Here is a 15,726-nt window from a genome sequence, read left to right as displayed (position 1 = left end):
TCCTTATTTCCCAACACTTTCTTTTAGTGTCCTTGACGAAAGGAATTACTGTCAAGTGAATCGTTCGAAGTTGACCGTAATTCCTTTAGAACAGACAATAGGTAGGAAAGGATGTGCCAACTTGAAATCTGCAACGTTCAAATCATTTTTATCGCTACTGAAGAAAAGCGAACCACCGATCGGACTGCTATCCGCCGCCGTGACAGTCTCCATCATTCAAGCGCTTGCCGCCCTGATGATTCCTTGGTTCTTAAAATCGTTGATTGATAATTTTTCCGTCGACCGGATCACACCGGGATTGATTACCTTGTTCGTGCTCGTTTTCGTCGTCCAGATGGTCAGCAATGCCTTTTCGATCTACTGGCTCCAAGTGGCTGGCCAGCGAATCGTCGCGAATCTACGGACGATGTTATGGAAACACTTGCTAAGTTTACCCATTCCGTTCTATGACGAAACGAAGTCAGGCGAACTCGTCTCCCGTCTCAACAATGATGCGACGACGTTACAACAATTATTATCGGAACAACTCGTCCGTCTGTTGACGTCAATCGTCTCGATCGTCGGTGCGATCACGATTTTATTTTTCCTCGATTGGCAGATGACGCTCGTCATGGTGATTGCCGTCCCGTTTACGTTACTGATCATCATTCCACTCGTCCGGAAACTGCATCAAATTTCCCGCGAGACTCAGAAAGAACTGGCCGGCTTGTCCGGATTTTTCGCGGAGATGTTAGGTGAAGTCCGCTTGATCAAATCGCAAGCGACGGAAGAATACGAGATGGATCGAGGCCGGACGCGGATTGAACATCTGTTTGGTTTTGGTGTCAAAGAAGGAAAAATCCAAGCGATCTTGTTACCTGTCTTTAATGTCGCCCTGACCTCGATGTTGATTGTCATCATCAGCTTCGGTGCCTACCGCGTCTCGACCAATCAGATCACGGCCGGTGAGCTCGTCGCCTTTTCATTGTACCTGTTCCAGATCATGTCTCCTCTCATCATGATGACGGAGTTCATCTCTAAATTGCAAAAAGCACGTGGCGCGACAGAACGGATTTCCGAGCTCCTTGAAGAACAGCCGGAACACGACGGGACACGACACGTCGAACGACCATTTTCAGCTGTCCATTTTAATCAGTTGTCCTTTGGTTATGATGACACCACCTTGCTGCATGACGTCAGCTTTTCCTTGCCACGTGGTCAAACGACGGCGATCGTCGGACCAAGCGGCTCCGGGAAATCGACCTTATTCGCCTTACTCGAACGGTTTTATCTGCCGACGTCTGGTCAGATCGAACTGGGACCACATGCCATCAACCAGTTCGAGCTCGCGAGCTGGCGTAATGCGATTGGCTATGTCGCACAAGATTCGCCGGTCCTGTCCGGGACGATCCGTGACAACCTGTTGTATGGGTTGACGGGGGACGTCACGGAACAACAAATCCGGGAAGCGGCCGAGATGGCCAATGCCGACGAATTCATCCGCTCGTTCGCAAACGGATACGAAACGGAAATCGGAGAACGCGGGGTCAAACTATCCGGTGGACAACGGCAACGGATTGCGATCGCCCGGGCGTTGCTCCGTGATCCCGAATTGTTATTACTCGATGAAGCGACATCGAGTCTCGACTCGGAATCGGAACGGGTCGTCCAGGAAGCCCTCGAACGTTTGATGGAAGGCCGGACGACATTCGTCATCGCCCACCGTCTCGCAACGGTCCGCCATGCCGATCAAATCGTTGTTCTCGAACAAGGACGGGTCTCCGGCATCGGGACGCATGACTCTCTCGTCGCGTCGAATGTCTTGTATAATAAACTCGTAACGCAACAATTCATCGGGCAAACCGAAACAACAAGGGGGAGTAACAGATGACAAAAACAATCGGCTTCATCGGATTAGGCGTCATGGGGCAAGGAATGGTTCGCAACTTGTTAAAAGCCGGTTTTTCCGTCAAAGGGTATAACCGGACCAAAGAAAAAGGATTACTGCTCGAGCAGGACGGTGCTGTCATCGTCGATACGATTCAGGAGGCCGTGACAAATGTCGACGCCGTCATCTCGATTGTCGGGTATCCGCAAGATGTCGAACAGATTTATTTCGCCGAGGACGGCATTTTGGCTTCGGCTAACCCGGGGACGATCGTCATTGACATGACGACATCAAGTCCCGCACTCGCGATCCGGATTGCGGAACAAGCCGCTCAAACAGGTCTTCACGCGCTCGACGCACCGGTCACAGGCGGCGATCTCGGCGCAAAAAACGGGACACTCGCGATTCTCGTCGGCGGTGACGAAGAGGCATTCAACAAAGTCAAACCGTTGTTCGAGGCGATGGGGAAATCGATCGCCCGCTTTGGTGGTCCGGGACAAGGGCAGTCGGCTAAACTCGCCAACCAGATCGCAATTGCCGGATCGATGATTGGAACAGCGGAAATGCTACTGTTCGTCACGAAATCCGGCATCGATCCAACACAGTTCGTCGAGACGATCAAAAGCGGCTCGGCCGGCAGCTGGTCGCTCGAGAATTTGATTCCGCGTGTCATCGCAGAAAACTATTCACCGGGCTTTTTCGTCAAACACTTCATCAAAGATATGCGTTTGGCACTCGAACGTGCGGATGAGATGGGCATTTCGACACCGGGTCTCGCCCTCGTTAAAGACTTGTATGAGGAATTGGCCGCGTCCGGTCATGCCGAATCCGGAACACAAGCTCTTTACCTGTTATTAAAAGAGAAAACACCGTCACGTTAAGAGACGAAACGACAAAACGAGTCTGACCTACCCAGTGATGGGAGGTCAGACTCGTTTTTTTACGCTGAACGTGTCGCTGTCTGTTGCTCTTTTTTTAATTGTTCATAGAAATGCGCCATCGTCGTATCGAAATACGGTGTCAGCAGGACAACTCCGACGGTACTGAGTAACGCGAGAATCCCCCAAAGGATGAAACTGAGGTAGAGTTTCGCAAGACGCCATTTATGACCATGCATCATCCGTCGGCTTTCTCCAAGAACTTGGAAAAACGACAGATCCCGTCGGTCGATCAACAAAAACGGAACCAGTCGATACATCAAGTAAAAATAGATGGCCGGTACGATCAAAAAAGAGCCCAAGTAGACGAGGAGCGTGACAACCGTATAGGCAGCCATTACCTTCAGATAAAAGCGGATGGATGAAAACCCTTCAAATAGTGTGCCAATCCCTGCCGTCTCACCACGGACGAGGCGTAAGTAGGAAATCGTCCGTCCAACCGTAACCGGTGCGAGGACAATCGTCACGACGATGTTCAAGGCGACGAAGCGAAGCATGCTGTCGAGATTGTCTTGATCAAACGACATCCGGCTTGCAGCCAGCGCAAAGATCAAGAAATAGACGATTGAGATGCTGAGCGCTGTCAGCCACTTTCCTTTCAGCGTCGCGAGTGCAGCTTGTTTGTACTGTAGATTTGTCATGATGAGCTCCTTTACCTTTCAACTTTCCTGTTATAGTTTACCGTAGTCTATCCTGAAAAAATAGCAATCCCTATCCCGATCCATTCAAGATGTGTCGATTTTTGGGCAACTGTGACAATTGGATTCCCTTCTGTTCTTAAAAGAGCGATGCAACTGAAACCACTTTTTCTTCACTCGCTTTCCTCAGGCGAGACACAAGCCAGTTTTCCTGTCCTTTGGGGCAGGAAAGCGGGTCTTGTTTGTCTCTGACAGCGCAAAAATTTGCGCTTTTTCCTGTAGGAATCTCGTGAATGCGTGGTTTCTTCAAAATAACAAAAGAGGAACAGATTCAAGTCTGCTCCTCTTTTCGTATAAGGTTAACTATCACGAAAGCTAATGTTTTTGATTAACGCGCAAGCAACTTTTTCAGCGCCGCGACTTTATCAGCATCAACTTGACCGTCCACAAGAACGGCGGATCCGACATGTAGCTCGGTTGCCTGGGTTGCTTTAAGTAATTCTTCCGCCCGCTCGACCGTGATGCCGGAACCCGGCAAGACGATCAAGTCGGGGTGTTGCTCAATCAATCGGGCGATGACAGCTTGACCTTCTAGTGCCGTCGCGTGTCCGCCTGACGTTAAGATTCGGTCGACCTCCGGAAAATCAGCCAATACTTCAGCCGCTTCCACGATGTCACGACTGCTGTCGATCGCCCGGTGGAACGTCAGCGACAAATCGCCCTTATGTTTGATGATGCGTCCGAGGAACCCTTCGTCGACGCGTCCGTCTGCCGTCAATGAACCGACGACAATTCCGGCTGCCCCCAGTTCCCGGATCAGATCGATGTCCGTGATGATCGTTTCCTGATCGGCTTTCGAATAGACAAACGATTTGCTGTGTGGTCGCACGAGGACATGGACCGGAATCTCGACCGAAGACAAGACTTGCCGAATCAATCCGTAACTCGGCGTCAATCCGCCTTCTGATAAGGCCGAGACCAGCTCAAGCCGGTCGGCTCCCGCCCGCTCGGCGGCTGTTGCTTCTTCTACTGTTGCTGCAATGATTTCTAACATGATACATCCCTCCCGCCCTAGTGTATCATGAGACGACGGTCCAATTCACCCGTTCATTAAACAGCTTCATCTCCCAAGACGGCGGATAGGTCGAGGGACTGAGGACGATTTTAGCGCGGCGGAATTCCGCAACCTTATACTTCCGGTTTCCTTCGAATTCGTCACACGCTAAAAAGGCATAGACATCCTTCGTCCGACCAATGATGGCTTTTTGAATCAACGACGACTCGATGTCATCGCTGACGAATCCCCGTTCGATCTCAGCTCCATCGAACGTCAAAAAAGACGCGTCAAATGCGTAGGCGTCAAGCGCCTGCAAGACTTCGACCCCAACCGTCTGTCCATAGGAATCGACGGTTCCGCCGAGCAAACGGATTTCACCATGAAACGGTCCGGTTTCCCGGCACTGTTCGAGATGACTGGCAATCGACAGCGAGTTCGTGACAATCGTTGCCCCACCGCTCAAATACGGTAACAGATGTTCGACCGGCTCCCCTTTTCCTAAAAAGATACAGGAGTAGTCCGCGAGCCAACCTTTCGCATACCGCGCCAGCCGGCGGGACAATTGATCGGTCCGTCTTGAAACCGGTGACTCTTGTTTGCCCCCTTGATAGATCGCTCCCCCGTAGACCCGTTTCAGTTGCCGTTCGCGCTCGAGTTCCTCGAGATAACGCCGGACTGTCTCCCCGGAGACATCCAGGCGGTCAATCAAATCCTTCGTCATGACTTTTCCTTCTTCTTCGAGCCATTGCATGATTTGTGATTTTCGTTCCTCTCCTAATAACGACACATGAACTACTCCCTTCACAGACAAGTACTACTTCTAGTGTAGCGAACGTCTGTAAAGGTCTTGTAAATCCGATGTAAAAAAACGTGTAATTCCTATGAAATGTTGTTGAATTCGTTTATTTTTCAGAAAGAGCGGTTTTCAAAAGTCCTCGGCTGTCCGAAATAACTAAAAAAGCCGGTGAATCCCCGCGCTTCCTAACAGGAAGGAGGACATCCACCGGCTCGAATCAATCGATTTCTTTTTTGTCTTTCGCGAACATGTTAATCTTCGATTCCGTCCCTTGACGGATCCGACTGATGTTTTCGCGGTGTTTAAAGATGACGAACAGCGCAAGGACCGTAAAGAACGTTGGGACAATCCAGTCCTGCTCGACGATGCCGATCGTGATGGCGGCGACAATCCCGATGCTTGCGGCGACGATCGAGCTGAGCGACACCATCCGACTGAATCGTAACGTCGTCAAAAACGAAATCAACAAGATGAGAAACAGAATCGGACTCGAAACGAGTAACATTCCGCCAGACGTCGCGACTGCCTTCCCTCCCTTGAACTTCGCGAAAATCGGATAGATGTGACCGATGACCGCTGCTAACCCGGCAAATAAGGGATGTAATTCTGATCCAAGTAGGATTGGTACGAGACTGGCTACTGCGCCCTTACCGAGATCACCAATCAGGACGATGATCCCCGCCTTTTTTCCAAGCACCCGAAACGTATTCGTCGTGCCTAGATTCCCACTGCCATGCTGGCGGATATCAATGCCGTGTCCCCATTTTCCGACAAGCAGGGCAAACGGAATCGATCCGAGCAAATAGCCTAAAATTAAAATCCCGATGATTTCAATCATGGTCAACCTCCAACGTATTAGTGACCGACCTTCATATATTCTTCGAGAGTCTGTCCATTATTTTTAATTTGTGTGGCTGGACCAACACCGACGTAACGAATATGCCACGGCTCATACGTGTAACCCGTCCGTGACTGGAATCCACGATCGTACCGGACGATGAATCCATACTTCGCTGCGTTGTCCGCAATCCATTTTCCTTCTTTTGTATCACCAAGCGCTGCCGTCAATCCATTGCCGACACTTGGGGCTGAGATGTCAAAAACAAGCCCGGTCTGGTGTTCACTGTGACCCGGACGGGCCGAGTACTGATCGGCTGCTTCTTTTCCGTCACGCGCGACATAGTTGTTGTACAGAACCGTTTGACGTGCGCCTGAGCGGAAACCACTGACCGCATTTAATGTGACGCCGTCTGCTTTTGCTGCTGCGAACATTTTTTCCATTTGTTTCGCTGCCGGTGCCCGCATGTAACTTTGTTCAAGCACACCCGAGTAAGAGAAGCTGACATCAGGTACAACCAGATCCGACGGTTTATAGTCGATCGGCAAGCTGTACTTTTTGTTGACGACGACTAGCTGGCCGAGGGACAGATCCGCTTTCGTATCCGATTTATCGACGTCCGGTGTCTCTGACTCCGGTTTTGATGGTTTCGCCGGTTCCGGATCCTGTGCAGAATCGGTTTTTCCGTCGTCTTTCTTCTCTTCTGTTGTCTCATCTGTTTTTTCTTCTGTTGCTGATTCATCCGTCTTATCTTCAGCGGTTTTTTCTTCAGCTGCCTTTTTGTCGGCTGCCGCTTTGTCTTCGGCTGCTTGTTGGTCAGCGGTTGCTTGTTCTTCCACTTTTTTCTCCGCTTCGGCTTTTGCCTCGGCTTCTTTTTTCGCTTCAGCCGCTTCTTTTTCTTTTGCTACTTCGGCATCACTTTTTTCATTATCTTGTGCGACCTTTTCGTCTGCGTTTTGATTCGCCTGTTCTTCTGATTTTGTGTCTTTTTCCGCTTCCTGATCCCCAGGATTACAACCTGCAAGGAGGAGCGCCAATGTACTGACTGCTACGATTTTTTTCATTTTTAATTCCCCACTTCCTTGGTGCTATTCTATGTTACCTCTAATCGACCGATTAGAAAAGCCCTCACGCAAGAAATCCTGCTGAGGGCGGAGGCTTAATTCGAGATGAGGACGGCATCCTCGGCACGCATCTGTTCATAGATCGCATGCCAGTTCGGAAAGACTTTCGGCAGACGGATCGGACGGAAGTTTTCTTTTTTGACGACGACGTGCGTCGTCTTGGCCGACACGGCCAGTTGACCGTCGGCATTCTTGACTTCGTATCCGTAAATCGTCCGCAATCCGTCATAATGGTCGATCCAGACGGAGACGTGTGCCACGTCACCGTATGTCAAAGACCGTTTATAATCGAGATTGACGTTCGTGACCGGGGAGACGTACCCCGTTTCTTCCATTTCCTTGTAGTCGAGCCCCAGAGACTTGATCAGTTCCGTCCGTGCAATCTCAAGATACACGAGATAATTGGAATGATAGACGATACCCATCATATCGGTTTCTGCGTAACGAACTGGTATTTCAATCGTGTGCATGCAGCTTCCCCCTTAAAAATCCTCTTTTTCAAGATAGGACCATTCTGAACCGGTTAAGCTAAGTTTGTCAATTAATCGAACGGATTGTTTAGCAATCGCCCGTTCGACGATCGTAATCGCGGCACGCGCATTTCCGTTCGGCACCGTCTCAATCATTTGCTCGAGCGTCTGTTTCGCTTCACTCGTCAACTGATACCCGTACTGCGTCGCATAGTTGATGATGATTTCGATCAACTCGTCCTTCGCATAGTTCGGGAAGTGGAACTCGCGTTTGAAACGGGATTTCAGCCCGGGATTACTGGCGAGTAACGTTTGCATCGGTTGCTCGTAACCGGCAAGGACGACGACGAGATTATCGGCATGTTTCGTCATCTCATCAACGAGCGTATCGATCGCTTCCTTGCCAAAGTCGTTTGCCCCACCGTTCAGCGCGTAAGCTTCATCGATGAACAAGACACCACCGAGCGCGTCACGGATCACGTCCCGCGTTTGTTGCGCTGTTTGTCCGACGTAGCCCGAAACGAGATCGGCGCGACTGACGACTTTCAAATGCCCTCGCTTCAAGTAACCGCACTGCTGCAAGACGTCCGCATAAAGCGCCGCGACCGTTGTCTTACCGGTGCCGCTGTTCCCGCTGAAGACAGCATGGAGTTCGACCGGCAAGACTTTAAAGCCGGCCTCCTGCCGGCGTTTTTGCATCGACAATAAGGCTTGGATCTGTTTGATTTCTGCTTTGAGCGGTTGGAGCCCGACCAGTTGATTCAGCCGTTCCTCGACCGTACTGTCGTCTGACGCGACAAGTTCGAAATCGGCTTGTTCGAGCAGGGCAAAATCCTCATGGCTGGCACTTTCCCCGAGGCTTGCACCTTTTTTAAAGATCGCATCAAGAACGATATTCCGGACGGCCCGTCCGTTGCCGAAACTGGCATCGACCCGTTCGCGTTCAAGTCGGGCGAGCAACGCCCGCTCCGCCTGCTCCGTCAAGACATAATCGTTTGCCGTCGCGATCGAGCGTCCGATCTCAAGCAGTTCCGTATCGGTATAGTCGGCCAGCAAATAATGGTTCGATTCCGGGAACCGACTCCGCAGACCGGGATTGGCCTTTAAAAAATCACGCATCTCTTCCGGATAACCGGCGAGGACGACGGCAAATCGTCCTGCATACTCACCACTCGTCATCGCGGCGACGAGCGTATCGATTGCCGCCTGCCCATAATCGTTGCCGCTTTGTCCGGCTCGCTTCAAGGCATACGCTTCATCGATGAACAACACCCCACCGACCGCTTCCCGGACTTTACTCATGACCTGTTCTTCCGTCTGTCCGACAAAGGCACCGACGAGCGACGACCGGTCCGTCTCGACGACTTCCGGCCGTTCGAGCAGACCTAACTCATGATAGATTTTCGCCATCAACCGGGCGAGCGTCGTTTTTCCGGTTCCGGGATTTCCCATGAAAATCATATGCAGGGACGGTTGGTCACTCGACCGGTAACCGTCTGCCGTCCGTTTTTGCTGATACTTCAAAAAACGGTACATCTGATGGACCCGCAACTTGATGTCATCGAGCCCGATCATCGCATCGAGTTCTTCGAGCGCCGACCGTTCGACCTGTTTGATTTCAGCCGGCAACAACGAGACGACCCGCCGTAAGTCCTGGATCGCAGTCGCCTTCAGTTCCGTCATCTCCCGAAACGCATCCCGCGAATAAAATCGTTCCTGCAGGCTGTTGAGAAACTCGGTTGCCGTCTGTTCAAGCGTCGCACTCGACAACAACAACGCTTTCCCCGCTTCAAATAATTCCGACCAGCGACTGGCGTCGATCCGGCGCAGGCGTTCCGTCAATTCGACGACCTGTTCCGTTTCATGGAGAATCTGATCCGTCTGTTGAATCAGCTCCGTCGTCGCCGAACGTTTGGCATTGGCATTGTCGGTCTCGCGAATCGTCGGGAAGGTGTGTGCGACGAGTAATTGATAACTCGTCTGCAATTGTTGTTCGATCAGCAATTGTTCCAGGCGTTCCGGCAGGCGGTCGTGTTGCCGGATTTCCTGCATCCAACTTTCGGCTAACGCATCGATTCGTCCCGTCATGATATACCGGTGTTCGACGAGTAACGCTAAAATCCGGACTAACGCCCCGGTTTCCTGCAACAGACGGCTGCTTTGGGCATAGCGTAGTGCGAGGACTTCCTCGACTTTCGCTCCGTCTTCCCATGCGGAAATCTGTTTGAACATCTCCTCTTTTGAGAACGTCTCCATCTTGAGTTGATTCCTCCTAATTCTCGAAAAAACCGACTTTGCGCGTCACGGTGTGACGCTCAAGTCGGTTTGTCCTCAATTGACTTTTAACCAGTTCGGATCGAATGTATCCAATGTCTCGAGTTTTTTCATCTTGACGGAATAAAACAGCTTTCCGTTGTTACGCGACTCGGCGCCAAGTACTTTTGACCGGTCGGACGCAACATAGTACGTCGCTTCTTCCGAATTGTCTTCCTTGTCGAAGAACGACGGGTATTGTTTGATCCATTCTTTTGGTACCGTGCTTGCCGGCTCCTTTTTGACGTAGACGTCTGCTGCGAGTCCTGCGATATCGGCTTCCCCTTCGACTTGACCGAAGTCACCGTCTTCGATGAACTTGATGATCTGTTCATTAAAACCACGCGAGAGGAACGGACGCGGCGCACTGACGCTTTTCGAAGCCTTGGTTTCGTTCAGTAATTTTCCATCCGCATTGTATTCACGGAACATGTCACCGTCCCAGATGGCCATCGTCCCTTTCGAGGGACCGTCGATGACTTCTGTCCGGAAGTGACCTTTGTCGTCAAATACAACTTCATACGTCCGTGTTTCAAGCGCATCTTCCGTCGTCGACAATTTCTTTTCGACGTACTGGATGCGTGACATCGTATAAAACGGCTTGACCGGTGTGGTCTTATCTTCGTTTGCGGTCTGTGTCTTATTCAGGAGATAAAAATTATAGGCAAGGAGTATCGCCATTGCCACGATTGCGACTGCAATCCATGTGCTCGTTCGTTTCGTCATGCCATGTACACCATCCTAGATTTGTCTCGTTTCATGTTAATCGTATCGGTTTTAGGCTTAGAATACAAAGGGTTTGTCCAAGTTTCACGCATTTCTGAAGAAATACGTCAGACTTTTGAACAATTGATTCCATTTCGCTCAGGGAATACAAGCGGCAGCGAACATGTCAGGCAAACGACCGATGGCCAACTCAAAAAATGGACTCCCGTTCATCCGGCAGTCCATCTTCGTTTAATCGGTTTTTGGTTCAAGCGAGACAATCATCGATTCATCGACGATGTAATACGTTTGATGGGGCAACTTGCGTAAATACCCTTGTTCAAATAACTTCGCACAATCGACTTGAAACGTCTTTGAGTACGGTTTGAGCGGTAACTTGCGTTCTTTGTCAAAATAACGGTCGACCGCGACTTGGACATAATCCATTTCATAGACCGTCAAATGGTCTTTCGCCTCCATGATCGCAAACGTCTCGCGTGACATATAAAAAACTTGTGTCGAACGGACACCGAGATGTGGTGCCAACCGTGTCATGTCAATCCGTTGTTCATCGTCGAGTAGAATCGTTCGGTTCGTCCCTTTTGGTAACGTCAGTTCAAATTTGTGTGTCGCCCGTTTGACTTCATCGAGCGTGACGTCGCGAACCGCCAGCTCGGGTTCTTCTTTTGCTTGAAACCATTTCTTGAATCGGTTCACGGTCTCGCCCCTTTCTGCATCAAAAAAGGTGGGGTTTCCCCCACCTCAAACGTTAATGTAAACGGTTTAGTTTTGCAAGCGTTCGCGGAGAACCATCGGTAAGATTCCGCCGTGACGGTAGTAATCGATATCGACTTCTGAATCAAAACGAGCAATCGCTTCGAACTTCGTGACTTTTCCGTCTGCAGCTGTCGCTGTGACTTCCACGATGTCACGCGGACGAACTGACTCGTCGATCGCGATGCTGATTGCTTCTTCACCTGTTAATCCAAGTGATTCAGCCGATGTGCCAGCTACATATTGGAGCGGCAAGACACCCATCATGACGAGGTTAGAACGGTGAATCCGCTCGAAGCTCTCGGCGATGACGGCTTTGACACCAAGAAGGTTTGTACCTTTTGCTGCCCAGTCACGTGATGAACCCATCCCGTAATCTTTACCGGCGAGAATGACAAGACCTGTGCCATCTTCTTTGTACTTCATCGCAGCATCGTACATCGCCATCGTTTCGCCTGTTGGCCAGTACGTCGTGAAGCCGCCTTCTGTACCTGGAGCGACTTGGTTACGGATCCGGATGTTCGCGAATGTTCCGCGCATCATGATCTCATGGTTACCACGGCGTGAACCGTATGAGTTGAAGTCTTTTGGTGCGACACCTTTGCTGACAAGGTATTGTCCGGCTGGTGTTGTTTTCGAGAATGAACCGGCTGGTGAGATGTGGTCTGTCGTGACAGAATCCGCAAACTTACCAAAGACACGGAGGTTGTTCAATGCTTCGACATGACCCGCTTCTTTCGCCAAGTTTTCGAAGAACGGTGGATTTTGGATGTATGTCGATTCTGCATCGAAGTCATACTGATCGCCTGTCGGCACGTCGAGGTTGTTCCAACGTTCGTTTCCTGAGAAGACCGAATCGTACTCGGCACGGAAACTTTCCGGTGTGACGACTGTGTTGATGATCGTTTGGATCTCGTCACGTGACGGCCAGATGTCCGCGAAGAAGACTTCTTGTCCATCTTTACCTGTTCCAAGTGACGCGTTCGTGATGTCGACGTCGACTGTACCGGCAATTGCATACGCGACGACGAGTGGTGGTGATGCCAAGTAGTTGGCTTTGACGAGCGGGTGAACCCGTCCTTCGAAGTTCCGGTTTCCTGAGAGGACAGACGAGACGAGCAGGTCTGATCCGAGGATCGCGTTTTCGACGGCGAGGTCAAGTGGACCCGAGTTTCCAATACATGTCGTACATCCGTAACCGACTGTGTTGAAGCCAAGTTGATCAAGGTACGGCTGAAGACCTGATTTCTCAAGGTAATCCGTTACGACTTTTGATCCCGGTGCAAGGGATGTCTTGACGTATTTCGGAACCGTTAATCCAAGTTCGATTGCTTTTTTCGCAACGAGTCCGGCACCAATCATGACGTATGGGTTCGATGTATTCGTACAGCTCGTGATCGCTGCGATCGCGAGGTCTCCCGTACGCATCTCAACCGCTTCGTCTTTGAATTGAACGACAGCGACTTTGCTTGCTTCTTCTTCCGCGAGACCAAAACCAGCGTTTCCTTGTGGTGCTGTCAACGCTTTTTGGAACGACGTGTGCACGTCTGTCAAGTCAATCCGGTCTTGTGGACGTTTTGGTCCGGCAAGTGCAGGAACGATTGTCGACAGATCAAGTTCAACGGTCTTCGTGAACGTTGGATCTTCATTTTGCGGCGTGTAGAACAAGCCGTTTGCTTTTGAGTAGTTCTCGACTTTTTCGATCAAGTCTTCATCGCGGCCTGTCAGACGAAGGTACGTCAACGTTTCCGTATCCACCGGGAAGAATCCGCATGTCGCACCATATTCAGGTGCCATGTTGGCGATGGTCGCACGGTCAGACAGTGACATCAGGTGAAGCGATGGTCCGAAGAACTCAACGAATTTACCGACAACGTTGTGTTGACGCAACATTTCAGTCACGCGAAGGGCAACATCCGTTGCTGTTGTTCCAGGGTGCATTTCACCTGTGATGCGGACACCGATAACTTCAGGAACCGGGAAGAATGACGGTTGTCCGAGCATGCCGGCTTCTGCTTCGATTCCACCAACACCCCAACCAAGGACACCCAGTCCGTTGATCATCGTTGTGTGAGAATCTGTTCCGACGAGTGTATCCGGGTAGACATCAACCGAACCGTCAGCTGTTTCTTTTTCAAGGACGACAGATGCCAAGTACTCAAGGTTCACTTGGTGGACGATTCCTGTTGCAGGCGGTACGGCACGATAGTTATCGAATGCCGTTGTTGCCCAGCGTAACAATTTGTAACGCTCTTCGTTACGTTCGAACTCAAGGTCCATGTTTTCAGCGAGTGCGCCGGCGAATCCGTAAGAATCAACTTGAACCGAGTGGTCAACGACGAGATCAACTGGAACTTCCGGGTTGATGACCGATGGATTGCCACCGAGGTCCTGCATCGCTTTACGGAGTGATGCGAGATCGACGACAGTCGGAACGCCCGTGAAATCCTGTAAGATGACGCGTGACGGCTTGAACGGTACATCGATATCATTCGATACTTGGGCAGTTCCCCATTTCGCCAAGTTTTCGACATGCTCTCGTGTGATCGAACGACCGTCTTGTTGACGAAGGACGGATTCAAGCAACACACGGATTGAATATGGAAGGCGTTTGACTTCCGTCAGACCGAGTTCTTCCAATTTTTCAAGGCTGTAATAGTTGTAATTTTTACCGTTTGCTTCAAACGAACGGCGTGCACCAAAGACATCTTGCGTTGGTTGCGTTTGCTTCATGCTGATTCCCCCTTTAAGTGTTGACGACATCAAGCCCCTGATACCGCTTACTTGTACAGCTCTATCATAGTATAATATGAGCCTCGTTACAATTTGAAAGAACAAAAGACCTTCAATAAGTTTTACTTATCGGCTAATTGAGAAACTATATCAATCATATGCTTATGACGACACGCGCTTTCTAGTTTTTAATGGTTCTGTTACGGGTACTACTAAATTGTAGAACGATATCAGAACTTTCTGGAGGCGGAAATTATGGCACAATATAAAAATGAGGCAACACACGTCGTTACGACGATCGTTTTTCATGATTTGGAAAAGGCAAAAACCGGTTTTGAGATGATCAAGGATCTCGAAGCAATCAAAGAGATTGAGATGGAACAGATGGTGCTTGCCAAACGCAACGAGACGGACGGCTTCTCGTTCATCGATGCAATTGACTTCACGCAACAGGACCAATCGTTTAAAGGCTCCATGATCGGAATGGCGGTCGGCGTTGTCGGTGGACCGTTCGGTATGCTCGTCGGTTCCGTCGCCGGATACCTGATCGGGGCGAACCGTGATGAAAAAAACGAACGCGATTCGTTTGATTTGTTTAACCGGACACTCAACCAGATCAATCCTGACCACTATGGCGTCATCATCATCAGTGAGGTCAACGAGGATTCGGAAGCCATCAACGCGATTGCCGCGGAACTCGGAGCGACCGTGCGCCGGACCGGTGAAACGTTTACGGATGAGACGGTGTGAATTAACATTATAAGGTGCATGCTTCGTCCCCTGTTGTTTGGGGGGCGTTTTTGATTTCGAAGGTTTTATTTGAATCTTATTCGTTTTACTTGTGATAACAGATAATTATCACAAGTAAATCGATAAAGTAAATTAGTTTACATAACACTTTTTTATTTAGAACGGGCGTCGTGAATGGAATTATGTATCCAGAGTGAATTAGTTTAATTAGTATAGAAAGGTATTGAGTTTTTAACGAAATGTAACATTTATCGCCGATCGCGAGCTGAAATCCATTACTAATGCGAAGTAAATATTTAATCTTCTAAGAATCTTTAGCAAAGATTCGGGTTTTTATATAAAACGTTATCTACAGTTCATAAATAGACACTGATTAATATATGATTAAATACAAGGCTTTTTGCTTCGTTTACTAGGTTTTTGAGTAATTAGTATTTTTTATATTAAACGACCGTTTTATATAATTGTAAGACGTCATATTTTTTATTGACTATTGATTTACTCACTATAAATTTTATATACGGAAATGAAATGATTGAACGAATCTTTTTTAAATTCATTAATAATACATATTTTTTATAATGTATAAAGTTTATTTACAATGAATGCAGCAAAATATTTGACTTGTATTAACTACCTTTATTTCTTCATTCTTTAATATTCATAGAAAAAGAGTGCCGTTTTAAAAACGACACTCTTTTTCTCAGACTGAAGACCAAGTAC

Annotated in this window: 13 protein-coding genes; 3 read left to right on the top strand and 10 right to left on the bottom strand. The window is 49.4% G+C overall.

Features of this window, described 5'->3' with window-relative positions:
• Positions 1-121 precede the first annotated feature (121 nt).
• Positions 122-1,870, top strand: coding sequence for an ABC transporter ATP-binding protein (locus BLD48_RS07965; RefSeq protein ID WP_071499738.1), 1,749 nt, complete (start codon positions 122-124; stop codon positions 1,868-1,870).
• A complete protein-coding gene (locus BLD48_RS07960; protein ID WP_071499737.1) occupies positions 1,867-2,748 on the top strand; it encodes an NAD(P)-dependent oxidoreductase in 882 nt (293 codons plus the stop codon). The genes BLD48_RS07965 and BLD48_RS07960 overlap by 4 nt, the downstream gene beginning before the upstream one ends.
• 59 nt (positions 2,749-2,807) lie before the next feature.
• Here BLD48_RS07960 and BLD48_RS07955 read toward each other — a convergent pair whose 3' ends face one another.
• The 10 genes from BLD48_RS07955 to acnA all read right to left on the bottom strand — a co-directional run bounded on the left by BLD48_RS07955 (position 2,808) and on the right by acnA (position 14,253).
• Entirely contained in the window at positions 2,808-3,446 is a 639-nt protein-coding gene (locus BLD48_RS07955) for a DUF975 family protein (protein ID WP_071499736.1), read from the bottom strand.
• A 385-nt stretch (positions 3,447-3,831) separates the two neighbouring features.
• Positions 3,832-4,497, bottom strand: a complete 666-nt coding sequence (locus BLD48_RS07950; protein ID WP_071499735.1) for a copper homeostasis protein CutC — start codon at positions 4,495-4,497, stop codon at positions 3,832-3,834.
• A gap of 25 nt (positions 4,498-4,522) precedes the next feature.
• Positions 4,523-5,287, bottom strand: a complete 765-nt coding sequence (locus BLD48_RS07945) for a DeoR/GlpR family DNA-binding transcription regulator (protein ID WP_071499734.1) — start codon at positions 5,285-5,287, stop codon at positions 4,523-4,525.
• 226 nt (positions 5,288-5,513) lie between these two features.
• On the bottom strand, positions 5,514-6,134 hold the full coding sequence (plsY, locus tag BLD48_RS07940) for a glycerol-3-phosphate 1-O-acyltransferase PlsY (RefSeq protein WP_071499733.1): 621 nt from the start codon (positions 6,132-6,134) through the stop codon (positions 5,514-5,516).
• Positions 6,135-6,151: 17 nt separating this feature from the next.
• Positions 6,152-7,198 (bottom strand): M15 family metallopeptidase, encoded by a 1,047-nt coding sequence (locus BLD48_RS07935; protein ID WP_071499732.1) that lies wholly within the window; start codon positions 7,196-7,198, stop codon positions 6,152-6,154.
• A gap of 95 nt (positions 7,199-7,293) precedes the next feature.
• On the bottom strand, positions 7,294-7,728 hold the full coding sequence (locus tag BLD48_RS07930) for an acyl-CoA thioesterase (protein ID WP_071499731.1): 435 nt from the start codon (positions 7,726-7,728) through the stop codon (positions 7,294-7,296).
• A gap of 12 nt (positions 7,729-7,740) precedes the next feature.
• Entirely contained in the window at positions 7,741-9,984 is a 2,244-nt protein-coding gene (locus BLD48_RS07925) for an AAA family ATPase (RefSeq protein ID WP_071499730.1), read from the bottom strand.
• A gap of 75 nt (positions 9,985-10,059) precedes the next feature.
• Positions 10,060-10,767, bottom strand: a complete 708-nt coding sequence (locus BLD48_RS07920; protein ID WP_071499729.1) for a hypothetical protein — start codon at positions 10,765-10,767, stop codon at positions 10,060-10,062.
• Positions 10,768-10,998: 231 nt separating this feature from the next.
• The gene (locus tag BLD48_RS07915; RefSeq protein ID WP_071499728.1) at positions 10,999-11,463 is read right to left on the bottom strand and encodes a DUF3939 domain-containing protein; all 465 of its coding nucleotides are present in this window, start codon (positions 11,461-11,463) and stop codon (positions 10,999-11,001) included.
• A 66-nt stretch (positions 11,464-11,529) separates the two neighbouring features.
• Positions 11,530-14,253, bottom strand: a complete 2,724-nt coding sequence (acnA, locus tag BLD48_RS07910; RefSeq protein WP_071499727.1) for an aconitate hydratase AcnA — start codon at positions 14,251-14,253, stop codon at positions 11,530-11,532.
• A 255-nt stretch (positions 14,254-14,508) separates the two neighbouring features.
• Between acnA and BLD48_RS07905 the strand changes: the two genes are divergently transcribed.
• Positions 14,509-15,003: a hypothetical protein gene (locus tag BLD48_RS07905; RefSeq protein ID WP_071499726.1), complete on the top strand. Its 495-nt coding sequence runs from the start codon at positions 14,509-14,511 to the stop codon at positions 15,001-15,003.
• Positions 15,004-15,726 lie beyond the last annotated feature (723 nt).

The sequence above is a fragment of the Exiguobacterium sp. KRL4 genome (assembly GCF_001870785.1).
Taxonomy (GTDB): Bacteria; Bacillota; Bacilli; order Exiguobacteriales; family Exiguobacteriaceae; genus Exiguobacterium_A.
This window is presented reverse-complemented; position numbering and strand designations above follow the sequence as displayed.